Raw genomic sequence first — 24,325 nt, 5'->3', positions numbered from 1 at the left:
TGGTCGACGACGACGCGGCCGAACGCGTGGTCGCCTGGGCCCGGGAGGCGGCGGCGGCCGGCGCCACCATCACCGCCGGCGGCCGGCGCGACGGGGCGACCGTGTTCCCGACCGTCGTGGCGCAGCCGCCCGCCGACTCGCGGCTGGTCCGCGACGAGGTGTTCGGTGCGGCCGTGAGCGTGCTGCCCTACGACGAGTTCGACGACGTGATCGCGGTGTGCAACGACAGCCGCTACGGCCTGCAGGCGGGCCTGTTCACGCACGACGTCCGCAGGATCGTGACGGCCTGGCGCGAGCTGGAGGTCGGCGGCCTGGTGGTCAACGGTTCGTCCAACTTCCGGCTCGACCACGTTCCCTTCGGCGGGGTCAAGGACTCCGGGTTCGGGCGCGAGTCGCCCCGCTGGATGATCGACGACTACACCGTCGTCCGGACGCTCCTCCTGCGCGGCATGTCCCTGTTCGGCGACCAGGAAGGCACCTCATGAGCCTCGACCAGCTCGCGGGCGCTTCGACGCGGCACGACGAGGTGACCGCGGCGGAAGCGATGGTCGCGCAACTCGAGTCGTACGGCGTCGAGGTCGTTTTCGGCCTCTGTGGACACACGAACATCGCGCTGCTGGACGCCATCGGCCGCAGCGGGATCCGGTTCGTGATCGCCCGGCACGAGCAGGCGGCGGCGCACGCGGCCGACGGCTACGCCCGCGCGACCGGCCGGCCGGGCGTGCTGCTGGTCCACGTCGGGCCCGGCATGACCAACGCGGTCACCGGCGTCCTCACCGCCGCCATGGACTCCGTCCCGCTGGTCGTCATCTCCGGCGACATCCCGTCCTACTACCACGGACGGCACCCGCACCAGGAGGTCAACCTCCACTCCGACGCCGACCAGACCGCGATCTACCGGCCGTTCGTCAAGCGGGCGTGGCAGGTCCACCACGCCGCCGACCTCGCGCGCTACACCGAGCGTGCCTTCTGGACCGCGACCGCCGGGCGTCCGGGCGCGGTCCTGCTCAGCGTGCCGATGGACCACTTCTCCCGGCCGGTGCCGGGCGACACCGCCGCCGCGTACCCGCTGGCCGTGCCGGAACGCCCTGGCCTGCCCGCGGACGTCGCCGCGCGCATCGCCGACCTGCTCGTCGACGCGCAGCGGCCGCTGGTCTACCTGGGCGGCGGTCTGCGCCGCGGGCCCGGGCTCGACGCCCTGCGGCGGCTCGCGGAGCACCTCGACATCCCGGTGGCACACTCCCTGATGGCCAAGGGCACGCTGCCCGACAGCCATCCGCTGCTGCTCGGCATGCCCGGCTTCTGGGGTCTGGAGCTGACCAACCGATACACCCGCGAGGCCGACGTCGTGCTGGCGCTGGCCACCCGCTTCGCGGAGACCGACGCCAGCTCCTGGGACCGGCGCTACACCTGGCAGTTCCCGCCGGCCCGGCTCGTCCAGATCGACATCGATCCGGCCGAGATCGGCCGCAACTTCCCCGTGACGATCGGCGCGGTCGCCGACGTCTCGGACGCCGCCCAGGCGATCGAACGCGCCGTCAAAGACCGGCAGCCCACCGGGAAACAGCGGCCCGGCCTGCGCGACACCATCACCGCCACCCGCCACACCCTGTTCACCGAGAGCCGGGAAAGGGGTACGAGCGAACAGTTCCCGCTGCGCCCCGAGCGCATCCTGACCGACCTGCGCGCGATCCTCCCGCCGGACGCCATCCTGGTCACCGACGTCGGATGGAACAAGAACGGCGTCGCGCAGTGCTACGAGCTGCCCGACGACGGGCGGTTCATCACACCGGGCGGCGCGTCGACGATGGGCTTCGGCCCTGCCGCCGCGGTGGGCGTGCAGGTCGCCCAACCCGACCGGACCGTGGTCGCGCTGATCGGCGACGGCGGCATGGGCGCCCAGCTGCCGGCCGTGCCGATGGCGGTCGAGCAGAACGCCCCGGTCCTGTTCGTCGTCATGAACAACCGGTCGCACGGCACCATCTCCGACCTCCAGGCGGCCAACTTCGGGCGCAGCTTCGGCTGTGACTTCCTCGGCCCCGACGGCGCGCCGTACAGCCCCGACTTCGCCGCCTACGGCCGGGCCTGCGGCGCCGACGGCTACTCCGTCGACAGCGCCGCCAGCTTCGGTGCGGCGCTGCGCGCCGCGCTGGCCGCCCGCCGCCCGGCGGTGCTGGACGTCCCCATGGTCAACGAGCCGGTGCCGACCCCCGGGCACTGGAACATCAAGGACATCTACCAGGGCGTATTCGAATAGACGCCATCGCGCGGACAGGAAGAGGTGCACCTATGGCACACGTCGACCGCAGAACCGTGCTCAAAGCCGCCGCGGCCACCACAGTGGGCGCGGCCGCCGCCCCCGCCGTCGCCACACCGGCCGCGGCGCACCGCCCGCCCGGCGCCGCCGCGCTCGCGCGCTTCGACACACCGGGCGACGAGGACTTCCCGAAGGTCGGCGGCAACCTCGGCAACCAGAACTACACCTCGCTCGACGGCATCCACCGCGGCAACGTCCGCCGCTTGCGGGGCGCCTGGGTCAACCGCATCGAGGGCGGCCTGACCACGGGCAACAGCCAGAGCACGGCGGTCGCGGTCGACGGCGTCCTCTACATCGAGTCCGCGCTCGGCAACGTCGTCGCCGTCGACGGGGTCACGGGACGGACCAAATGGCGCTACGACCAGGTCCGCGGGAGCCTCACCCGGCGCGGTGTCGCCGTCGGCGGCGGCTTTGTGTTCACGAAGTCCAACGAGAACTACGTCATCGCCCTGCACCAGGAAACCGGCCAGGTCGCCTGGGAGCGCCAGGTCGAGGGGTTCGGCAACATCGAGAAGGTCGCCGTCGTCTACCACGACGGTCTGCTGTTCTGCGGCACCAACGACGGCCCGCGCGGCGCCGCCCTCGCGCTCGACGCGCGCAACGGGGACGTGCGGTGGCATTTCTGGGGCACTCCCGGCCCAGGGGAGTTCGGCAACGACACCTGGGAAGGCGAGTCCTGGATGGACGGTGGAGCCACGCCGTGGATCCACCCGGCCGTCGACCCCGAGCTCGGACTGACCTACTGGACCTTCGGCAACGCACGGGGCAACAACTCGTCGCAGGACGGCTCGGCCCGGGGCGGGCAGAACCTGTTCGCCAACTCGATCGTCGCCCTGGACCTGCGTACCGGAGCACGTCGTTGGCATTTCCAGTCCATCCACCACGACATCTGGGACATGGACAACGTGATGGCGCCGGTGCTCGCCGACGTCCGGATCCGCGGGCGCATGCGGAAGGTCGTCGTCTACGGCAGCAAGTCCGGCATGTTCTTCGTCCTCGACCGGACCGACGGCACCGCGCCGCTCGGCGTCGTCGAGCGGCCCGTGCCGCAGGAGCCCCGGCAGAAGACCTGGCCGACGCAGCCGTTCCCGGTGCAGGGCGGGTGGACCGAGCAGCGGGTCGTCGACCAGCCGTTGGGCACCTCGGTGCCGGGCGACCCCAACCGGGCGGTGCCCAACTACGTCCAAGGGTCGCTCTACGACCCGCACTGGGACGTGCCGATCCTGTCGATCCCGGGACACGGCGGCGGTGCCGACTGGTCGCACATGTCGTTCAGCCACCGCACCGGGCTGATCTACACCGGTTTCGGGTACGTCGCGGCCGCGCACTCGCTGACGGAAAGCAGCAACGGCCTGCGGCCGCCGGGGGAGTACCAGACCGGCGCCATCGTGGGCGTCGACGTCAGCACCAACCGGGTGGGCTGGAAGCGGCGCATGCCGTACTCGCTGGCGCACGGCAACGGGATCCTCACCACCGCCAGCGACCTGCTGTTCATCGGTCAGCCTGACGGCAACCTGCTGGCGCTGGACGCGCGCACAAGCCGGGAGCTGTGGCGCTTCCAGACCGGCGCGGCGATCAGCTCCAGCCCGATCATGTATCGCGTCGGCCGCAAGCAGTACCTCGCTGTCTACGCCGGTGGGACCAGCATCCCGTACGGCAACTCGGCGCCGCGCGGCGACTTCCTCTGGGCGTTCGAGATCGACGGCGACGTCGGCCCAGCACCCACCCCGCCGCCGCCCGTGATCCGCCGGCCGGTCTCGGGCGGCGCGGTCGAGGGCGCCGCGGTCGCCGACACCGTGGTGATCGGCCGCACCTACAGCGCGAGCGGCAGCGTCAGCGGCACCGAGTCGTTCGGCGTGAGCAGCATGGCTCCCACCCACCTGCGGGTGCCGGTCGGCACCACCGTGACGTTCGTCAACCATGCGGGCAACGCCGGCGAGCGCGGTGTGACGCAGTTCTTCGAGGGTCTGTTCGACGTGCGCCTGGCACCAGGGCAGTCGTTCGCCTACACGTTCACCCGGGAAGGCGAGTATTTCTTCAACGACCCCGGCAGCCCACGGTCCACCGGAAAAATCGAAGTTTACCGGTGACCGACCGGCTGTTCATCCTCAATGGACCCAACCTCGACATGCTCGGTCGCCGCGAGCCGCACGTCTACGGCCAGGTCACCCTGGCCGAGATCGAGAAACGCTGCCGCCTGCTGGCGTTGGAGCTCCGCTTCGAGGTGTTCTTCGGCCAGTCCAATCACGAGGGTCAGGTGGTCGACTGGCTGCACGAGGCGCACGACGATGCGGCGGCGGTGCTGATCAACCCGGCCGGCCTGTCGACCCGCTCGGTAGCCGTGCTCGACGCGCTCAAAGTGATCGCGCAACCGGTGGTGGAGGTCCACCTGAGCAACGTCTTCGCCCGGGAGCCGATCTACCACAGCGACCTGGTGACGGCCCGCGCCGCCGACGCGTTCGTCGCGGGCTTCGGCGCCGCCGGCTACGAACTGGGCATGCACGGCGTGCGGGTGCTCCGCGAGGGCGCGGCGCCATCGCGCGCAACCACCTCCGCCCCCTGAGCACGATCCCCGGCGTGGAGGTAGCCGCGGGCGCCGACCTCGACGTGGCCAGAGCCGCCGGCTTCGCCCGCGCGCACCGTCCCGCACGGGGGTCTGGGTGGACGTCTAAGCCGCCAGGTAGCGGACGATCATGTCGCCGCACATCGCCCGGTAGTGGTCGGTGCGGGCCGGATCGACCAGGTCGCGGCCGAAGATGGTGCCGAAGGTGTGGCGGTTGGCGACCCGGAAGACACAGAACGCGCTGATCATCATGTGTACGTCGATCGCGTCGGCGTCGGACCGGAACAGCCCCTCCTGCCGGCCGCGGCGCAGGATGTCCTCGAGCAGCGCCACGATCGGTCCGCCGAGGTCGACCATCTCGACCAGTTCCTTGACGTGCTCGGCGTGGTGGATGTTCTCGATGCTGACGAGCCGGATGAACTCCGGATGCGCACCGTGGTGGTCGAAGGTGACCTCCGCGATCCGGCGCACCGCGGCGACCGGGTCGAGGTCGTCGAGCTCCACCTGACGCTCGGCGGCCCTGATCCGCGCGTAGGCCCGTTCGAGCACCGCGATGTAGAGCTGCTTCTTGCCGCCGAAGTGGTAGTAGATCATGCGCTTCGTGGTGCGGGTCAACGCCGCGATCTCGTCGACCCGGGAACCGTCGTACCCGTTGGCCGCGAACTCGGCCGTGGCGACGTCGAGGATCTCCGCGCGGGTGCGGGCGCTGTCGCGTACCCGCTCCGGTGTGTCCACGGTCCGCGGTCCTGCCATCGCATCCTCCGGGCTCGGCTCTTGACTTCGGGTTGTCGAGGGTGGCTAACTAACGTACCAGTTCGTATAACTAGCGCCGACCGCACGCGGGGAGGTGACCCGTGGTGGGCGAACCGGGATCAGCGACCGTCGCTGAACGGGTGCGCGAACCCGCGCTCGGACAGCTCCCGGGCGATCTGCTTGAGGTCCGCGGCGAACTCGGCCACCCGCTCCTCGGTGAAGCGGATCGTCGGCCCGCTCAACCCGAGCGCCGCGATGACGCTGCCGGACTGGCCGAGGATCGGCGCCGCGACGGCGGACAGGCCGTCCTCGCGTTCGCCGTGGCTCTCGGCATAACCCCGCACGGTCGCCTCGTCGATCCATTCCCGCAGCCGCTTGACGTGGCTCGGGCCGTAGGGCGAGCTCTTGGCGATGCGATCGAGCAGGGCGGGGGAGGCGTCGCGCAGCAGGACCTTGGCCGACGCGCCGGCCCACATCGGCAGCTCGTCACCGACGTGGACGACGTGCCGCAGCGGTTGCGGTCCCTCTTGTTGGGCGATGCAGACCCGGTAGATGTCGCGCGCGACGTAGACGTTGACCGTCTCGCGCCGGCGCGCCGCCAGCTCGCGCATCACCCGTTGGGTGTCAGGGGGCAGCTCCCAGCTGCGCTGTGCCAGGTGTGCCCAGCGCCAGAGCCCGGGCCCGGCCATGTAGCCGCTGGGCGTGGCCCAGAGCAGTCCACTCTGCTCCAGCGTCGAGACCATCCGCAGCACGGTCGTCTTCGCCAGACCGGTGGCGTCCACGATCTCCCGGATCGAGATGGCGGGCCGGTCGGGAGTGAGCAGGCCGAGGATGTCCAGCGCGCGTTGCACGCTGCGGACACCTTGTTGGTCAGCGGCCTCCACCAGGACACACCCTCCTCGCGCTCCGCGCCATGGTACCGACCGCACCGGAGAGCGGTGCACCGGCGGCGCACCGTACGGTGCCGCCGTTTTCACGCATGCGTAACGGTCAGGACTCAATGCCTTGCCAGCGGCGGGGTCGCCACGTAGGTTACAGGCCAGTCCACGAGATGGTTCAATTGGTCCGTCTGGTGGTCCTCCAGCTTCTTCGCATCAGGGCGTCCGCCGGACCGACCGACCCCTGCCCCTGCCCGGTCCACGGCGCGCACCATCCCTATTGGAGAGTGAGGCCGTCGTGAGCACGCACCGATCGAAGGAAAGCCGGTGACGGGCGAGCCCGTGCCGGTCACGTCGGATCCGCCCGCCGCCGGCACCGAGCCCGCGCGGCGCCGGGAGCCGGCGGCGCTGCGGGCCTGGGCGTCGGTGGAGCTGGCCATCGCCTGCGCGGCGCTGGTCCTCATCTTCGTCAGCGTGCTGTGGCAGGTCGTCAGCCGGTTCGTGCCCGCGCTCAACTGGCCCGGGGTGAGTGAGCTCGCGGGCTACTCGCTGATCGCCCTCACGTTCATCATGGTCGGCTACCTGATCGGCAACAACGGCCACATCACCATCCAGATCATCGACTACGTCGCCAAGGGCCGGGCGCTCGTCGTGGTCCGGGCGGTGTCCGCGGTGTGTACGGCGGTGATCTGCGCCCTGCTCGTCTGGGAGGCCTACGCGCTGATCCGGGCCTTTCCCTCCCGCCGGACCGCCGCGCTCGGCATCCCCATCTGGATCCTGTACACGTTCCCGCTTCTCGGGTTCGCCTCGGGGGCCGTGCGCGCCGTCGTCCGGATCTTCTACGCCAACCGGGACGACGTGGTGTTCGACGCGGCGGAGGCACGATGATCCTCGAGCTCTGGATGGTCGGCGTCGTGATCGCCCTCCTCCTGCTGATCCGGGTGCCGGTCGGCCTCGCGTTCCTCGGGCCCAGCCTGTGGTGGGCGCTGGCCGACGGCACGTCCAGCGGCTTCGCGCTCAAGACGACCTTCGACGGGCTCAACAGCTTCCCGCTGCTCGCGGTGCCGCTGTTCATCCTCGTCGGGGTGATGGCCAACCGGCTGGGCATCGCCGACCGGCTCTACGAGTTCTGCCTCGCCGCGCTCGGCCGGGTGCGCGGCAACCTCGCCTACGTCAACGTCGGTTCCGCGGTCGGCTTCTCGTGGATGAGCGGCTCCGCGCTCGCCGATGTGGCCGGGCTGGGCAAGATGCAGATCCCGCAGATGGTCAAGGCCGGCTACCCGTTCAGCTTCGCGGCCGGCCTGACCGCCTCGTCGTCGCTCATCAGCCCGGTGATGCCGCCCAGCATCCCCGCGGTGATCTACGCCGCCACGGCGACGGTGTCCACGGGCGCGCTGTTCGCCGCCTCGGTCGTGCCCGCGTTCATCATGGCGGCCGGACTCTGCGCGTACATCTTCATCTGGACCGCACGCCGCCGCGACCTGTCCACCGTGCCCTTCGACCGCCGCCGCTTCGTGCGGGCCGCGATCGGCGCCATCGGCCCGGGCCTGACGCCGGTCATCCTCCTCGGCGGCATCCTGTCCGGCACGTTCACGCCGACCGAGGCCGCGTCCGTCGCCGTCCTGTTCATGCTGGTCCTCGGGGTGTTCTACCGCTCCCTCAACGTGCGGGTGCTGTTGCAGTCCCTGCGGGAGACCGCGGTCATCACCGGCGGCATCGCACTCATCCTTGGCGCGGCGGCGCTGCTGGGCCTCATCCTGACCCGCGCGCACGTGTCGCGGGACGTGGCCGAGTTCCTCACCTCGGTCTCCGACAGCCCCGTCGTGTTCATGATCCTGGTGAACCTCATCCTGCTCGTGCTCGGCGCCCTGATCGACGCCACCGCGATCATCCTGGTCACGGTGCCGGTGCTGCTGCCGATCGCCACCGACCTGGGCGTCGACCCGATCTACTTCGGCGTCGTGATGATCATCAACCTGATGATCGGTCTGCTGACCCCGCCGGTCGGCAGCGTCCTCTACATCACCAGTTCCGTGACCGGCCGCCCGGTGGACCAGGTCTTCCGCGGCGTCGCACCGTTCCTGATCCCGTTGGTCGCGGTCCTCGTCCTGATCACCGCGTTCCCCGACCTCGCCCTGTGGCTGCCCGGGCTGCTCGGTTTCTGACCCGGGCGCTGTCCTGACAAGAGAGGTAGACCCATGCATCGACGCTTCGTCGGCTGGCGCCGGATCGCCGCGGCGCTCGCCCTCGCTCTGCCCAGCGCGCTGGCCGCCGGGTGCACGACCCAGAACAACACCGCACCGACGGCCGGCGAGAACCCCCAGCTCACGATCAAGATCGGCAGCTCGCAACCCGAGAGCCAACCGAACTTCTACTGTGGAATGCAGCTGCTCAAGGAACGGGTCGAGGGACAGAACCTGAACCTGACGCTCGACCTGTTCCCCAACAGCCAACTCGGGCCCGACGCCGAGCGCTTCGCCGGCGTCCAGGCCGGCGACATCGACATCGACCTGCAGGGTGGCTCGGCGATGTCCACCGCCTTCCCGAAGATCGGTGTGCTCGACGCCGCCTACGCGTTCGACGACATCGACCACTTCTTCAAGTGGGTCGACTCCAACGGCAAGGACTTCTTCACCGAGTTCAACGCCGCCACCGACACGACCATCGTCGACGCCTGGTACTTCGGGATGCGGACGTTCACCACAACGGCGCCCATCCGCAAGCCGGAGGACCTCGCCCGCCTCAAGATCCGATTCCCGAACACGCCGCAGTTCCTGGCCAACGCCAAGGCCCTCGGGGCCAACGCCGTGGCCATCGCGCTCGAGGAGCTCTATCTCGCACTGCAGCAGGGTGTCGCCCAGGGTCAGGAGAACCCGGTCGTGGCGACGCACGCCCAGAAGTTCGACGAGATCCTGAAGGTGGCCAGCCTGACCAACCACCAGGTGGGCACGCACTACGTCGTCGTCTCCGACAAGACCCTCGACAAGATGAGCCAGGCCCAGAAGGACGCCCTCTTCAAGGCGATCCACGACATCCGTGCCGAGAACCGCAAGTGCGTCGACGACGAGACCGAGAAGGTGATCGACGGCTGGCGGGGCGACAAGAGCCGGACCGTCGTGGAGATCGACCAGGTCGACCGGGCGGCGTTCATCGCCAAGGCCGAGGCCTACTTCAACACCTACTACAAGGGCGCCGACCTCGAGCTCTACAAGAGCATCCGGGCGACCGCGGCCTGACCGGTCAATCGATGGAGGGCCGGCGGCGACGCCGGCCCTCCGTCTCACAGGAGGTAGCGTGACGTCCGTCCTGATCGGACTCGTCGGTGACGGCATCCAGCAGTCGCACGCTCCACTGCTGCACCAGCGTGAGGGCGACCGGCAGGGCATCCGCCTGCTGTACGCCACGATCGACAGCCGGCAGCGGGGCCTGACCGCCGACGACCTCCCGGAACTGCTCCGGTGGGCACGCACGCTCGGCTACCGCGGGCTCAACGTCACCCACCCGTTCAAGCAGGCGGTCGCCGAGCACCTCGACGAGCTGTGCGGCGACGCGGCGGTGCTCGGCGCCGTCAACACCGTGGTCTTCGACGGCGACGGGAGCCGCGGCTACAACACCGACGCCTCGGGGTTCCGCCTCAGCTTCGCCCGCTCGTTCCCGGACGCCGCCCGGCGCCGCGTCGTCCAACTCGGCGCGGGCGGTGCCGGCGCGGCCGTCGCCCACGCGCTGCTGGCCCTCGGGATCGGGCGGTTGACGCTCGTCGACACCGACGCGACCCGCACCGGTCCGCTCGTCGACACGCTGGCCCGCGAGTTCGGCGCCGACCGCGTCACCGCGTCCACCCACGACCGTCTGCCGGGCCTGTTGGCCGAGGCGGACGGGCTGGTCAACGCCACCCCGGTCGGGATGGCGCACAACCCCGGCTCGCCCGTGCCCGAGACCGACCTGCGCGCCGACCTGTGGGTGGCCGACATCGTCTACCGGCCGATCGAAACGGCCCTGCTGCGTGCCGCGCGGGCGGTCGGCGCGCCGACCCTGCACGGTGGTGGCATGAACGCCTTCCAGGCCGTCGCCGCGTTCGAACTGTTCACCGGCCGACCCGCCGACCCGGAGGCGATGCTCGCCCACTCCGCCGAGCTCCTCGCCTCCGGCCGCTGAGCGGACCCTAGGCGGCCGCCGGCGCCTCGTGCGGGATGTCGAGGTAGTCGCGGGCCGCCGTGATGGCCAGCCGGGCGTGCTCGGTGGCACCCACCTGGGCGACCAGCGTCGCGCGCGGGATCTCCAGCGCGAACGGCAGCCCGCGCGGCAACGCGTCGAGGATGCCGCGGACGTCGATCCCACCCTCGCCGGGGAACAGTCGTTCGAACCGCGCCGTGTGGATCAGCTCCTCGTTGGTCGTCGGCACGCCGGGCGGCGCGTCGCAGACGTGCACGAAATGAAACCAGTGCGCGGGTAGCGCACGCAGGTCGGCGACGCTCGATCCGGATCGGGCGAAGTGCAGCAGGTCGACGAGCAACCCCGCGTTGGGCTGCTCGGCTCCCCGGAGCACCCGTGCCGCCTCGCGCAGGTCCGGCGTCTCGGTCCACGACGGGAACTCCAGGTCGACGGTGAGCCCGAGCGGCCGTGCCAGCTCGCACAACCGCGCGAACCGGTCGACCTTGCGCGCCCGGTCGGGGTCGGGCAGCTGGGCGATGACGTGCCTGGCGCCCAGCTCGGCGCCGGTCTCGAGGAACCGCTCGAAGTCCCGCGGATCCTCGTCGGGGCTGATCCGGGCGAGCTCGACGTCGAGGACCTCGATGCCGGTGGCGGCCAGGCGAGCTCTGGTGGACCGCATCAACGCCGGGTCCGTCGCGAGTGGATAGTGGGGCTCCTGCGGCGTGACCCGGGTCAGCCGCAGGCCCACGTAGCGGTAGCCGGCCGCGGCGGCCGCGTCGACCAGCTCGGGCGGCGAGAGGCTCAGCGCGGTCAGGTGAGCCAGCGAGTAGTCGTGCCGCCGCCGGTCGCGCTCCGGAGCGTCCCGTAGGCCACGCAGCCGGCGCTCGCGGTGCGCCGCCATCCGCACCGGGGCACTCGTAGGGTCACCGTGACCCCGGTAGCCGTCGACGCGTTGCACCACGGCGAAGAAGAGCCGGGAGCCGAGCATCTCCGTGTAGAAATGCAGATAGCCGCCGGTCTCGTCCCGGTCGTAGAGGATCGAGTGCGCACGCAGGGCGGCGAGCAGGTCGGGCGGCAGGTCGAGCCGGGCGTCGAGGTCGGCGTAGTAGTTGTCGGGGATCGTCAGCACCGGCGCACCGAGCGCGCGCATCGCGCGGGCACTGGCGACCGCGTCGTCGGTGCGGAACGCGATGTGCTGCGGGCTCGGTGTCGCGGGCGCCCAGTCGCCGCGGCGCAGCGGCGCGGTGTTCAGCGCGATCGTGACCAGGCCGGCCGGGTCGCGGGCGGCGCGACCGCGGATGAGCCCGAACGGCGCCGCGATCTCGGTCGACTCGTCGGCCCGCAAGCCCAGCACCGCCCGGTAGAACAACGTCGTCTCGTCGAAGTCGTCGACCGAGTCGGTCAGCGAGACGTGGTCCGTGGCCGTGATCCGCCCGTCGCCGGGGGCGGTGTGGCCGGTCGGCACGAAGTCCGCGAGCCAGTCGTGACCATCGGTGCCGACGAGGAAGACCGCGATGCCGTCGGGCGCTGCCACGGAGACGAGCTCGGCCTCCTCGGGCTGCCGGAGCCGGGGCAGCACAGGGGCGAGCAGCCGTTCGGCGCGGCGGGCGGACCGCGCCGGGTCGGCGCTCTCCAGGCCCAGCGCGCAGATCGTCGCCGTGCCGGGCGCGACTCTGCTGTGTGGAGCGAAGTTCAGCAGGACCCTGGCCGCGCCCTGCTCCCACAGCTCCACCGGCTTCGAGCGATGCTGCCCCGTGTGGGCGAACCCGAGCGCGGTCAGCGCGCCCGCGACCGAGGGCCCCGACCGTTCGTCGACCGCGAGCTCGGTGAAGACGTGGCCACCGAGAGCGGGTGCCGGCGGAAGACCGTCGGGCCGGACCGCCGGCGCCGCCGAGCCGCCGACCGCCTCCTGGAGCGCGAGTAGTGAGCGCATGCCGTCGATGGCGGCGTGGCGCGGATCGGCCTGCCGGTAGACGTCGTTGAACACCTCCAGCGACAGCGGCCCGGTGTAGCCGGTGCTCAGCACGTGGCCGGCGAAACCGGCGAGGTCGAACGCGCCGAGCCCCGGGAACAGGCGATGGTGGCGGCTCCACTCGACCACGTCCATGTTCATCCGCGGCGCGTCGGCGAGCTGGACGTGGAAGATGCGATCGGCCGGCACGACCCTGATGCCCGCCGGGTCGTCGGCGCGCGAGAGCACGTGGAAGCTGTCGAGGCAGAGGCCGAGTGCGGGATGACCGGCCCGCCGGACGATCCGCCAGGCATGGGCATAGGTGTTGACGAACCGGCCCCAGGCCAGCGCCTCGTAGGCGATGCGCAGCCCGCGCCGGTGTGCGCGGCTCGCCAGCTCGTGCAGGTGTTCGGCCGCGAGGTCGTCGTCGTCGACCGCGTCCGGCGACACCGACGAGCAGACCAGCAAGGTCGTGGCGCCGAGCCGCTCGAGCACGTCGAAGGTGCGTTCGGCCCGGCGGAGGTTGGCGGCAAGCACGTCCGGCGGCACCGCCTCGAAGTCCCGGAACGGCTGGTAGAGGTCGATCGAGAGGCCGCGCCGCGCGCACTCCTGCCGCACCCGCTCGGGCGACCACGCGGAGGCGACGAGGTCGCTGGCGAAGATCTCGACGCCGCGGAAACGGGCGGCGGCCGCGGCGGCCAGCTTGTCCTCCAGGGTGCCCGAGAGGCAGACCGTGGCGATCGCGGGATGGTGAGCGATGTCGTGCGCCATGCGAACCGTGCCTCCCACCGGGGGCAGAGCACCGCCATGGTGCCCGCGACGGCTATGAACGTACCAGATAGTTAGTTATTCGTCGTCCGCCTAGCGGTCATCGAGTCCATTCTGCGGACCGAGATGAACGGGCGTCGTGACCGCGTACAACGCCACCGCGCGGTCGGCGATCGCGTACATCACAGGCGAGCCGTGCGGCGGCGCTTCGTGCCAAGATCCCTGGGTAGGGGAAGGCAGACCCGCTCGGTCCGGTCGGCCGGCGCGGGACAACCCGGGGAGCGGCGGGGCGGCGAATGATCATCACGTTGGTCACCGACACGTTCGATGTCGGCAACAACGGCATCACGGTCTCCGCGATGCGGTTCGCCGCGAACCTGATGGCGCGCGGCCACACCGTACGCGTCGTCGCGTGCGGCGGCCCCGGCGACGCGACCGGCCCCCAGCGCGACGGCCCCGAGATGTTCTGGGTGCCGGAGCTCGTGGTGCCGATCGCGAGCCGCCTCGCGCACCGCCAGAACACCGCGTTCGGCAAGCCGGACCGGGACACGCTGGTCGCCGCGATCAAGGACGCCGACGTCGTACACATCTACCAACCCTGGCCGCTCGGCCGGGCCGCGGAGCGGATCGCCCGGGAGGTCGGCGTGCCGGCCATCGCGGGGTTCCACATCCAGCCGGAGAACATCACCTACAACCTCGGCCTGGGCTGGTTCCCGCCCGCCGCGCACCTCGTCTACTTCCTGCTGCGCGTCCTGTTCTACGGGCGGTTCGCCGACCTCCACTGCCCGTCGACCGCCATCGCCGCGCAGTTGCGCCACCACGGCTACCGGGCGCGCCTGCACGTGATCTCCAACGGTGTCAGCAGTGCCTTCCGGCCCGGTCCGCCCCGGGTGCGGGGCGCCGGCGAGCCGTTCCGGATCCTGATGGTGGGCCGGTTCTCCCCCGAGAAACGGCAGGAGGTGCTCATCCGGGCCGCGCGGAAATCACGCCACGCCGCAGACATCCAACTGCACTTCGCCGGGTACGGCCACCGCGAGAAACGGCTGCGCCGGATGGCGGAGAAGCTGCCCAACCCGGCGCGGTTCGGCTACTACTCCCAGACCGAGCTCATCGCGCTCATCCAGAGCTGTGACCTCTACGTACACGCGTCCGATGTCGAGATCGAAGGTGTTTCCTGCCTGGAGGCGTTCGCCTGCGGGCTCGTGCCGGTCATCTCCGACAGCCGGCGCAGCGCCACCGGTCAGTTCGCACTCGGTACCGAGAACCTGTTCCGCTCCGGCGACTCCACGTCGCTCGCCGAGCGCATCGACGGCTGGATCGACGATCCGGAGGCGCTCGCCGAGGCGTCGGAGGCCTACGCCCGATACGCGGACCTCTACGCGGTCGACCGCAGCGTCAAGGCGATCGAACGCGTCTACGCGCGGGCCGGCGACCCGCCGGAGCCACCGGCCGGCTACACGGGCAGCGTGTATCGGCTGCTGTCGAACGCGTTCTACTACGGGGTCTTCGCGCCGCTGATGTTCCTCTGGACCCGGGTGGCCCTCGGCGTCCGCAGCGAGGGCGTGAACCCGCTCCGCCGGGTGGGCGGTGTGGTGACCGTGTGCAACCACGTGCATCCGCTCGACAGCGTCCTGGTGGCGTTGGCGGCGTTCCCGCGGCGGCTCGTGTTCACCTCGGCGCCCATCAACCTCCAGAATCGCGGGTACGGCTGGATGGTGCGCCTGCTCGGCGGCGTGGCGGTTCCGGCCTCCGCCTCGCGACTGCCGGGCTTCTTCGCCGAGCTGGAACTGTTGCTCGCCAAGGGAAAGGGCGTGCACTTCTTTCCCGAAGGGGAGCTGGAGCCCTACGACACGGGCCTGCGGGAGTTCAAGCGCGGCGCGTTCCACCTCGCCGCGCAGGCGCGGGTGCCCGTCGTGCCGCTGTCGGTCCGGTTCGACCCGCCGACCGGGTTCCGGCGCAAACCCACGATGGTCATCGTCGTCGGCGAGCCCATCGACCCGACGACCACCGATCCTCGCCGTGACCGCGATGCGCGCATGGAGCTGGCCCGCCGCCGGATGCACGAACTGATCACCCCGCATTGACATCCATCGCATCGATGGATGATGATGTGGCCCACAAACTGGGCCTTTGGGGGACCGCGTGAGACAGAATCTCTCTTCACCCCTTCAACTCACCAAGATCTTGGCGGTCGGCTTCGCGCTCGTCCTGGCGACGCCATGGGCCGCGCCCGCCACCGCGGCGGCGCCCATCGCGCCGCTGGCCAGCAACGACTTCCGGGTCGTCGCGTCGGCGACCGACCGCGACGCCGGCACGTTCGCCCGCTCGTCCACGCTGATCGAGTTCTCGGCGGCGGCCAGGACCGCCGTGGCGGCCGAGACGAGCCTGACTGTCGGCGGCAAGAAGTTCACCGCCAGCAAGGACATCGCGAAGGGCGTCGCCCAATGGTCCGGCGCCAACGCCTCGTTGCAGCCGGACGACCGTCTGGCGCTCGCCGCCTTCACCAAGGACCTCGAGACCAAGTGGGTCAAGCCGGCCAACCTCACCAAGGCGCCGATCCCGCTGCATCGCGACCTGACCATCCGGCTCGCGATGCTGCTCGCCGAGGCGCCCGTCGGCACGAGGATCGGCACGCAGGACGTGCCCCGCCCGGCCGAGCGATACGGCGAGCGGCCCCTGCCGGACGGCGCCGAGGCGGTCGAGTCGTGCCTCAAGGAGGGCGCCTTCGCGACGGAGCCGAACAGCGCGGAACGCAGCGCGATGGTCGCCGCGTGCCAGGAGAGCAACGAGGACGGCATCCTCTACACCGGATGCAACGTCAACGCCTGGGTGGTGCACGACGCCGACAGCCACTGCTTCCTCGGCGAGGTCATCTACGTCGGCCCGGCCTCCTACGACTGCATGGGCAAGTGCGGCGGCGGATGCTTCATCATCACCGGCTACACCTACGACTGTGCGGACCACGATCGCTGCGGCCGCGCCCACGGCGGATCGACGAACCCGTGGGACAGCGAGTGCGGCGACGAGTACTGGGAAGCTGACGACGACTTCCTGTGGTCGAGCAACCAGTGCGGCTAGCGCCCGAATCAGCCGCCCGATGAAGCCACGTCTCCTCGCCGTGGCGTTCGTGATGCTCGCTCTGTCGGCATCAGGCTGCGGGTCCACGGACAAGCCCGTGGACCCGCCGCCGAACGTCCTGGCCACGGTGGCCGACGCACAGATCACGGTCGAACACGTACGCGCGCTGATTCCGGACGATCCGCTGCCACCGGTGCTGGTGGCGGGCGGCTACTCCGGCCCGTGGCGGGAAGCACTGGACCTGGCCGTCCGCGACGAGCTCCTGGCACGCGAAGCGGCCCGCCGGGGCATCGACGCCGCGACCAGAGCGGAGCAGATCGCCACGCTCATCACGCGCGAGCAGCGGGCAACCCCCGAAACCATCACGGACGAAGAGGCGCACACGTGGTACGCGCAGCGCCGCGCCATGTTCGGGAACGTGGCGGAAGCCGAGGTGACGTGGGCGGAGTTCGACGACGCCGCGGAGGCCAGGAAGGCCATGCGGCGGGTCGCCGACGCCGACCCGTCGGCGTTCCTCGGCCTGGCCCGGCAGGACGGCGCCACCAAGAGCGGGTCGGCCACAGTGGACGAGCACGCCGAGGGCGCCGACCCGATGATCGCGCGGGCGGCCTTCGCGGTCGCCGCGGCCGGGGGAGTGGGCCTGTCCGCGGACCCGGTGAACAAGCAATGGTGGGTGGTCCGCGTCGAGCGGATATCCTTCAAACTGACCACATGGGACGAGGCGCTGACCTACCGCGTGAAATCGGCGCTGGCGGCGTATCGTCAGACGGAACATCTGCGCCAGCTCGCCGACTCGTTGCGCGAAAAGTGGCCAGTCCACATCTACGAGACCCGGCTCGCTGATCTCATCGCGACGGAGGAGTCGAGATGACCGTGGCTACCCTCATCGGCGCAGTTCTCGCGCTGTTCATCGCCCTGGCGGCGTTCGCATATTTCCGCAGGCAGCCTGCGATCGGCCGGCTGTTGCGCCTGCTGGCGTTCGCCGCCACGATCGGCATCGCCGTCGCCCTGCTCCCGTTCACCCTCGACGACAGCGGCGCCGCCGCCAGCTACCTGCTGGGCGTGCCCGTCGTCGTGGCCGTAGCGGTCCTCCTCGCGGACCTGTCCGGCCGAGCCGTGGGAGCCGCGACGACGGTCGGCGCGCTGGTGATGCTGGCGTGGGGTCTCATCCTGGGCCTGGGCATCGGATTCTGGTTCCTCATTCCGGCCCTCCTGCTGGGCGCCGCGGCAATCGCGTCGATCTCCTCGCGACCGGCGCCGGTCTCGAGCTAGACGCGATGAGCCGAAGCGCTCTGGTCAAGTCCCTGGCGGTTGCCTGGGTCGTTCTCCTGCTGGGCGCGGCCAACGCGGCCTGCGCGGGCCAGGCAACCGGCGGTCCGGTGGGCGTGTCGCCGTCGAGCCCGCCCGGCCTCAGCATCACGGGGTCGTCGGCCAGCCATGACGCCGGCACGTTCGTCCATGCCGCATCGACGATCACCTTCGAGGCAACGACGGAAACCCCGGTGCGGACCACGTTCACGCTGTCGGTGAACGGCAAAACCTTCACGGCCAGCAAGGACACCGAAAAGGCCACCAGTCGATGGTCGGGCGGGGGCGCCGTCCTGAGGGAAGACGACGGCGCCGCGCTCGGGGCGTTCAGCGATGCCCTGAGCGCCGCGTGGAGCCAACCGGCCACGATTCCCCCACACCGCGACCTCGCCCTGCGGATGGCGGCGTTGCTCGCCCAGGCGCCGCTGGGCGTGGCGATCGGCGACCAGGTCGCACCCGGCCCGCAGAAATGAGCGGAGGGTTACCCGTCGAACGCGTTCGGTAGTGGCCGATTCGAGCCGTGCCGTCTAGCGCCGGCGGGCCACGTACGCTTTGCCACCGGTGTTCCAGGCCCGACCGGCCTGGCCGGGTGCGGAGGAGGCGGATGGGGATGGTGTGGCGCAGTCGGGTCCGGGCGGTCGTGCTTCTGCTGCTCGTCGCCTGCCTCGGCCTCGCCGTCGCGGCCTGTTCCGAAGCCTCGGCCGGCGCGAGATCGCGCCAACCGTCGGCGACGCCGCCGACCTCGGCTGCCCAGCCAACCTCGTCGGCGCCGCGCGTCGAGTCACCGAGCCCCGCGGCCACCAGCGTGGGAAACGCCACCGCCGCGCCGCCGTGGCTGGGAACCCGGGTGCTGCCCGTGGGGCCCGACGGGTCCGCGAAGGCCCAGACCACCCCGCCGGAGCTGCGCGACCGGTCCATCGTCACCGTCGACGAGCTGCCGCCGCCGGCCGACGGTCGTTTTCACCCGACCGTCAGGACCGTGCCGGCCGATGTGCTCGCGCGGTCCAGTTGGACCAAGGCCTGTCCGGTCGCCGCGACCGACCTCCGCTACCTCACCGTCAGCTTCCGTGGCTTCGACGGGCTTGCGCACACCGGCGAGCTGCTGGTCAACGCCCGCGCCGCCGACGGGCTCGTGAGCGTGTTCCGGCAGCTGTTCAGCGCCAACTTCCCGATCGAGCGCATGCGGATCTCCAGCGCCGCCGAGCTGAACGGGCCGCCCACCGGGGACGGCAACACCACCGAGGCGTTCGCCTGCCGGCCCGTGCGGGGGCAGAAGAGCTGGTCCCAGCACGCATACGGGCTCGCGGTGGACATCAACCCGTTCCAGAACCCGTACCACAAGGGGCAGGTGGTCCTGCCCGAGCTCGCCACCGCCTACCTCGACCGGGGCGACGCGCGTCCGGGAATGGCGCAGCCAAACAACGCGGCAGTACGGGCGTTCGCCTCGATCGGCTGGCCGTGGGGCGGCGACTACCGATCGCTGAAGGACTACATGCATTTCTCAGCCAACGGCGGCTAGGCGCAACCTGGCACCGTGCTGGGGTTGCCGCAGTTGTCCGGCCGGTTGCGGGTCACCACGGTCCGCGTGGGTGTGACCGTGCCGGCCTCCCGGAAGATGCCGCCGCCGGTTTCCGTCGCGCGGTTGGCGACGACCTTGACGTCCGTCAGGGTCGTGGTGCCCGTGATGCTGAAGACGGCGCCGCCGCGGGCGTCGGTGCCGGTGGCCGCGTTGCGGAGGAACCGGGTGCCGGTGACGTTCGCGGAGCCACCGTTCCACAGGCCGCCGCCGCTCGCCTCGGCGCCGCTCGCGACATTCCCGAGGAATGAGCCGCGGGTCACGGTCGCCGAGTCGAAGTTCCACAAACCTCCGCCGGACGCGCCCGCACCGGTCGCCTCGTTGCCGGCGACCCGGGTGTTGTCGAGGGTGAGTGGGCCGGCGCTGAGAATGCCGCCGCCGAAACCCTCGGCGAAGCCGGTGACCGCGCGGTTTCCGGTCACCGTGCTGCGGGCGAAGGTGGCCTCGACGCCCTGGTTGTTGAGCCCGCCGCCCTGGACCGCGGTGTTGTCGCGCAGGGTGCTGCCGGTCACCTTCAGCGTGCCCAGGCTGTAGATCCCGCCGCCGATGGCGGTAGCGGTGTTGCCGGTGACGGTGCTGTCGACCAGGGTGACGCGGCCGCCGTTGACGAAGATCGCACCGCCGTTCTCGGTGCGTCCGTCGCGCAGCGTCAGGCCGTTGAGGGTCAGGCTGCCCGACGCCTCGACCTGGAAGAACCGGAAGGCCGTGTCGGACGTACGGGTGATCGTGGCGCGATTGCCATTGATGCGAACCGGCGTGGTGACAATCGCCAGACCGTTGTCGTCGCTCGCGGGCGCGGTGAGTCGGTAGGTGCAGCGCGGAGTGAGGTTCAGCGTGCCGCCGCCGGCGTTGTCGGCCTTGGCCACCGCCGCTTGCAAAGCGGCCGCATTACACCGCACGAGATTCCCTGGATAGGCACTCGCGGGCTGGCCCGACAGAACCCCACCCAACACGATCGTCGCCACCAGGAATTGTCGTACGCGCATAAGATGACCGTCTTTCATATTTCAGCGGTCGTGCCCGTGATGCACCCCCGCAGTAGGCAGATCGAGCATATGGCAACAACGACCCGGCCGGGCGATTTGTCCGTTCCTGTCGGGCGCGGCCTCCCCGGCGGTCGCCCGCGACCACCGGTGATGGCCGCCGCGGTGTCGGACGCCGTGGGCCAATGTGCGACATCCGAATCTGCCGGCGTTTCAGTGTGACGTTTCAGAGCCGGACGACGCTTTAATTGGTTCTTTTTCGCAGCGGGACTCAGGGAGCGCTCTCTTGGAAGAATGCACGACGCACTCTTTCGCTGGACCGAAAGGCGTTGTACGGTTTCGACACCGGAGCCTTGGCACACCTTCGGCACATTCGGTGGCGCATCGGCGGTGTCGCCATCATCGGGTCGGACCACGACATCTCGCTCGGCGGCGATGGTCGTAGCGCCGACATTCACGCGCTTCGCACAATGTGGAATGGGCGACTGGCCATTCCACGTGCGAAAGCGCCCCGAGAATGACTCCGCCATGTCTGAAGGACAGTGCCGATGCGATCTGTCGTACCCCGAAAACCCCTGAGACGAATCATGGCCGCCGTCGGCGCGCTGACGCTGACGACCACGAGCGTGGTCGCCGGTTCCGCCCCGGCGCAGGCAACGGTTCCCGCGCAGGCCGCGAACCCGATCGCGGTTGCCACTGACAACGGCAACGACTTCCGGGTCCTGATCTTCACCAAGTCCGCCGACCCCACCTCGCCGTCAGCCGAGCCCGGCATCGCGGCCATCCAGGCGCTGGGGCAACAGCGCCGGTTCACCGTGCAGGTCACCGACGATCCCCGCAAGTTCGACAACGCCCACCTCAAGCAGTACCGGGTGGTCGTGTTCCTCAACACCGTCGGTGACGTGCTCAACGACGCGCAGCAGACCGCCTTCGAGGACTACTACCGCGACGGCGGCGGCTTCGTGGCCGTCCACTCGGCGATCGAGGCGGAACCGCAGTGGTCGTTCCTCACCGACGTGCTCGGCACCCGCGCCACCGGCGCCTCGGCGGTCGCGCCAGCCACGATCAAGGTCGCTGACCGCGTCCACCCCGCCTCCGAGGAACTGCCGGAGCGGTGGAACCGCACCGACCGGTGGTACAACTTCGCGTCCAACGTGCGCGGCCTCTCCCACGTGCTCGCCACCGTCGACGAGAAGACGTACACCGGTGGTTCGATGGGCGTCGACCACCCGATCACCTGGTGCAAGGACTACAACGGCGGCCGCTCGTTCTACACCGGCCTCGGCGGCACCGCGGACAGCTACGGCACGGCCGACCTGCGGGCGCACCTCGGCGGTGCCATCCAGTGGGCGGCCGGGGTCACCGACGGCGACTGCGGCGCGACCGTCCTCGCCAACTACCAGATGGACATCGTCGCGGCGCCGCCGAACGTCAACGAGCCCATCGGCTTCGACGTGTTCCCCGACGGCCGGGTGATCCAGACCGACCGGCGCGGCGGCGTGCGCCTGCACGACCCCGCGGCCAACACCACCCACGTGCTCGCCCAGATCCCGGTCTACATGGCCAGCGAGGACGGCATGTACGGCCCGGCGGTCGACAACGACTTCGCCAACAACAAGTGGGTGTACCTCTACTACTCCCCGTTGACGCAGGAAGCTCCGTACCCGGAGACCACCCCGACGGCCAACGCGCCGACGACCGGGGCCGACCCGAGCGTGTGGGACCCCTGGAACGGCTACTTCCAACTCAGCCGCTTCAAGTTCGTCGACGGCGCGACGCCGACGCTCGACGTGGCGTCCGAGCAGAAGATCATGAAGGTGCCGGTCAACCGCGGTGCCTGCTGCCACATCGCCGGCGACATCGACTTCGACTCGCACAACAACCTGTTGATGGTCACCGGTGACGACACGCCGGCCGGCGGCGGCAACTCCGGCGGCTTCTCGCCGCACAACGACATGATCAACGCGCAGGGCCTGTACAACGCGCCGTTCGTCGACGCGCGCCGCTCGTCGCTGAACACCAATGACCTGCGCGGCAAGATCCTGCGCATCACGGTCAACGCGGACGGCTCCTACACCTCGCCCGCCGGCAACCTGTTCACCGGCAACGAGGAAGGCGGCGGCAAGACCCGTCCCGAGATCTACGCGATGGGCTTCCGCAACCCGTTCCGGCTCACGGTCGACGACAACGACGTCGCCTACGTGACCGACTACTCGCCCGACTCCAGCACCCCGCAGGTGTTCCGCGGACCGGCCGGCACCGGCCGCATGATGGTCGTCGACAAGCCGGCGAACTACGGCTGGCCACTGTGCTACCAGCCCGACCTGCCGTACTACCGCTGGAACTTCAACACCTCGACGCCGCTGGACAACCCGCCGCAGGCGTACACCTGTGACGACCCCACCCGGGGCCCGGCGAACACCTCCCGGTGGAACACCGGCCTGACCTACTCACCCCCGATCGAGCGGTCCGAGCTCTGGTACTCGTTCCAGGACAACAACGCCGCGAACCCGTTGGGCACGCCGTGCGCGGCGTACTACATGCAGAGCCCCGCCGGCACCTGCCCGCAGCTGTTCCCCGAGCTGGGCACCGGCGGCGTCGGCCCGCACGGCGCGGCCAAGTACGACTACAAGGCCGACAACCCCAACCCGACGAAGTTCCCCGAGTACTACGACGAGGCGATCTTCTTCGGCGAGTTCACCCGCGACTACCTGCGCGAGATCCGGCTCGACTCGTCCGGCGACGTCTTCAAGATCAATAACCTGCTCAACTGCGGAGCTTCGCCGACCACCCCGGCACGACCGTTCGTCTGCGACAACCCCATGGACATGATGTGGGGCGACGACGGCAACTTCTACCTCCTCACGTACGGCGACGGCTTCTTCAACCCCAACCCGGACGCGCAGCTGGTGAAGTTCAGCTACGTCAAGGGCACCCGGGCGCCGATCGCGGTGCTGACCGCTACGCCGACCGACGGCGTCGCGCCGCTGACCGTCGCGTTCTCCAGCGACGGCTCACGGGACCCGGACCCGGCCGACTCCATCAAGTTCGCGTGGGACTTCGACGGCAACGGAACGACCGACTCCACCGACCCGAACCCGTCGTTCACCTACACCACCAACGGCGTCTACACGGCCCGGTTGACCGTCACCGACTCGAGCGGGAAGACGGCGGCGATGAACACGACGATCACCGTCGGCAACACCTCGCCGACCGTCGAGGTCACCGTGCCGACCGACGGCGGGCTGTTCGCCTTCGGCGACACCATTCCGTTCTCGGTGAACGTGAGCGACCCGCAGGACGGCCCGATCGACTGCTCCCGTGTCGAGGTGACGTTCGTGCTCGGTCACGACTCGCACGGCCACGCGGACACCACGGTCAACGGATGCAACGGCACGCTGCCGACGAACCCCGAGGACGTGTCGCACGGCGGCAACGTGTTCGGCGTCATCAGCGCCTCGTACACCGACCTCGGCGGTCCGGGCGGCGTACCCGCACTGACCACCGTGGACCAGGTGACGATCCTGCAGAAGAAGCAGGAGGTCGAGCACGCCGTCGACCAGAGCGGCACGAACACCGCGGCGACGGCCGACACCGGCGGCGGGCTGCAGCGCGGCAGCCTCGGCAACGGTGACTGGATCAGGCTCAACGGCACCTACAACCTCCAGAACATCGACTCGCTGACGTTCCGGACCTCCGGCGGCAGCGGCGCGGTCGAGGTGCACCTCGACGCGGTCGACGGCCCGATCCTGGGCACCTATCCGATCGCGGCCACGGCGAACGCGACGACCTACGCGAGCCAGACCTTCCCTGTCACCAACCCCGGCGGTGCGCACCGGATCTACCTGGTGTTCCGGCCGGTGGCGGGTGGACCGACGAACAACTTCTTCAACCTCAACTACGTCGAGTTCGGGGGGCAGGGGGTGAGCGCGCCGTAATGCCCGGGGCTGCCGCCGTCCCCCACGGCGGCAGCCCCACCCACCCCCAGCAACACCCTT

The 24,325-nt window shown here is 70.3% G+C and carries 19 protein-coding genes; 15 read left to right on the top strand and 4 right to left on the bottom strand.

Going from position 1 to position 24,325, the window contains the following annotated elements; translation table 11 throughout:
• From Air01nite_RS11520 to Air01nite_RS11505, 4 genes are all read left to right on the top strand, one after another.
• Positions 1–485: aldehyde dehydrogenase family protein (locus Air01nite_RS11520; protein WP_203701998.1), on the top strand; the 485-nt coding region annotated here is incomplete at its 5' end.
• Positions 482–2,257 carry a thiamine pyrophosphate-binding protein gene (locus Air01nite_RS11515; RefSeq protein ID WP_239090652.1) on the top strand — a complete coding sequence of 592 codons (1,776 nt, stop codon included), beginning with the start codon at positions 482–484 and terminating at the stop codon, positions 2,255–2,257. The genes Air01nite_RS11520 and Air01nite_RS11515, both read left to right, overlap by 4 nt.
• A gap of 32 nt (positions 2,258–2,289) precedes the next feature.
• Complete coding sequence (locus Air01nite_RS11510; RefSeq protein ID WP_203701997.1) at positions 2,290–4,407, top strand: outer membrane protein assembly factor BamB family protein; 2,118 nt, start codon at positions 2,290–2,292, stop codon at positions 4,405–4,407.
• Positions 4,404–4,880: a type II 3-dehydroquinate dehydratase gene (locus Air01nite_RS11505; protein WP_203701996.1), complete on the top strand. Its 477-nt coding sequence runs from the start codon at positions 4,404–4,406 to the stop codon at positions 4,878–4,880. Before Air01nite_RS11510 ends, Air01nite_RS11505 begins: the two co-directional genes overlap by 4 nt.
• A 105-nt stretch (positions 4,881–4,985) precedes the next feature.
• Here the strand turns inward: Air01nite_RS11505 and Air01nite_RS11500 are convergent, their stop codons facing one another.
• Complete coding sequence (locus Air01nite_RS11500; protein WP_203701995.1) at positions 4,986–5,633, bottom strand: TetR/AcrR family transcriptional regulator; 648 nt, start codon at positions 5,631–5,633, stop codon at positions 4,986–4,988.
• A gap of 119 nt (positions 5,634–5,752) precedes the next feature.
• Positions 5,753–6,484 carry an IclR family transcriptional regulator gene (locus Air01nite_RS11495; RefSeq protein WP_239090651.1) on the bottom strand — a complete coding sequence of 244 codons (732 nt, stop codon included), beginning with the start codon at positions 6,482–6,484 and terminating at the stop codon, positions 5,753–5,755.
• A 354-nt stretch (positions 6,485–6,838) separates the two neighbouring features.
• Here Air01nite_RS11495 and Air01nite_RS11490 point away from each other — a divergent pair, with 354 nt between their 5' ends.
• From Air01nite_RS11490 to Air01nite_RS11475, 4 genes are read left to right on the top strand one after another with little or no spacing between them, the layout of a single operon-like run.
• Positions 6,839–7,399: a TRAP transporter small permease gene (locus Air01nite_RS11490; protein WP_203701993.1), complete on the top strand. Its 561-nt coding sequence runs from the start codon at positions 6,839–6,841 to the stop codon at positions 7,397–7,399.
• Entirely contained in the window at positions 7,396–8,676 is a 1,281-nt protein-coding gene (locus Air01nite_RS11485) for a TRAP transporter large permease (RefSeq protein WP_203701992.1), read from the top strand. The genes Air01nite_RS11490 and Air01nite_RS11485 overlap by 4 nt, the downstream gene beginning before the upstream one ends.
• A 33-nt stretch (positions 8,677–8,709) precedes the next feature.
• Entirely contained in the window at positions 8,710–9,747 is a 1,038-nt protein-coding gene (dctP, locus tag Air01nite_RS11480; RefSeq protein ID WP_203701991.1) for a TRAP transporter substrate-binding protein DctP, read from the top strand.
• Between the two features lie 58 nt (positions 9,748–9,805).
• On the top strand, positions 9,806–10,666 hold the full coding sequence (locus Air01nite_RS11475; RefSeq protein ID WP_203701990.1) for a shikimate dehydrogenase: 861 nt from the start codon (positions 9,806–9,808) through the stop codon (positions 10,664–10,666).
• Between the two features lie 7 nt (positions 10,667–10,673).
• Here Air01nite_RS11475 and Air01nite_RS11470 read toward each other — a convergent pair whose 3' ends face one another.
• Positions 10,674–13,385 carry a TIM barrel protein gene (locus Air01nite_RS11470; RefSeq protein WP_203701989.1) on the bottom strand — a complete coding sequence of 904 codons (2,712 nt, stop codon included), beginning with the start codon at positions 13,383–13,385 and terminating at the stop codon, positions 10,674–10,676.
• Positions 13,386–13,678: 293 nt separating this feature from the next.
• On the opposite strand from Air01nite_RS11470, the gene Air01nite_RS11465 reads away from it, so the two are divergent.
• The 6 genes from Air01nite_RS11465 to Air01nite_RS11440 all read left to right on the top strand — a co-directional run bounded on the left by Air01nite_RS11465 (position 13,679) and on the right by Air01nite_RS11440 (position 19,287).
• The gene (locus tag Air01nite_RS11465) at positions 13,679–15,466 is read left to right on the top strand and encodes a glycosyltransferase (RefSeq protein WP_203701988.1); all 1,788 of its coding nucleotides are present in this window, start codon (positions 13,679–13,681) and stop codon (positions 15,464–15,466) included.
• 58 nt (positions 15,467–15,524) lie between these two features.
• Positions 15,525–16,460, top strand: coding sequence for a hypothetical protein (locus Air01nite_RS11460; protein ID WP_203701987.1), 936 nt, complete (start codon positions 15,525–15,527; stop codon positions 16,458–16,460).
• 19 nt (positions 16,461–16,479) lie between these two features.
• A complete protein-coding gene (locus Air01nite_RS11455; RefSeq protein WP_203701986.1) occupies positions 16,480–17,331 on the top strand; it encodes a peptidyl-prolyl cis-trans isomerase in 852 nt (283 codons plus the stop codon).
• Positions 17,328–17,732: a hypothetical protein gene (locus tag Air01nite_RS11450; protein ID WP_203701985.1), complete on the top strand. Its 405-nt coding sequence runs from the start codon at positions 17,328–17,330 to the stop codon at positions 17,730–17,732. Before Air01nite_RS11455 ends, Air01nite_RS11450 begins: the two co-directional genes overlap by 4 nt.
• Positions 17,733–17,737: 5 nt before the next feature.
• Complete coding sequence (locus tag Air01nite_RS11445) at positions 17,738–18,241, top strand: hypothetical protein (RefSeq protein ID WP_203701984.1); 504 nt, start codon at positions 17,738–17,740, stop codon at positions 18,239–18,241.
• Between the two features lie 137 nt (positions 18,242–18,378).
• Complete coding sequence (locus Air01nite_RS11440; RefSeq protein ID WP_203701983.1) at positions 18,379–19,287, top strand: M15 family metallopeptidase; 909 nt, start codon at positions 18,379–18,381, stop codon at positions 19,285–19,287.
• Here Air01nite_RS11440 and Air01nite_RS11435 read toward each other — a convergent pair.
• Positions 19,284–20,330 carry a hypothetical protein gene (locus Air01nite_RS11435; RefSeq protein WP_203701982.1) on the bottom strand — a complete coding sequence of 349 codons (1,047 nt, stop codon included), beginning with the start codon at positions 20,328–20,330 and terminating at the stop codon, positions 19,284–19,286. The two genes, Air01nite_RS11440 and Air01nite_RS11435, sit on opposite strands and share 4 nt — an antisense overlap.
• Positions 20,331–20,914: 584 nt before the next feature.
• Here Air01nite_RS11435 and Air01nite_RS11430 point away from each other — a divergent pair.
• Entirely contained in the window at positions 20,915–24,265 is a 3,351-nt protein-coding gene (locus Air01nite_RS11430; protein WP_203701981.1) for a ThuA domain-containing protein, read from the top strand.
• The last annotated feature ends 60 nt before the right edge of the window (positions 24,266–24,325 follow it).

Source organism: Asanoa iriomotensis (assembly GCF_016862515.1).
GTDB lineage: Bacteria > Actinomycetota > Actinomycetes > Mycobacteriales > Micromonosporaceae > Asanoa > Asanoa iriomotensis.
This window is presented reverse-complemented; position numbering and strand designations above follow the sequence as displayed.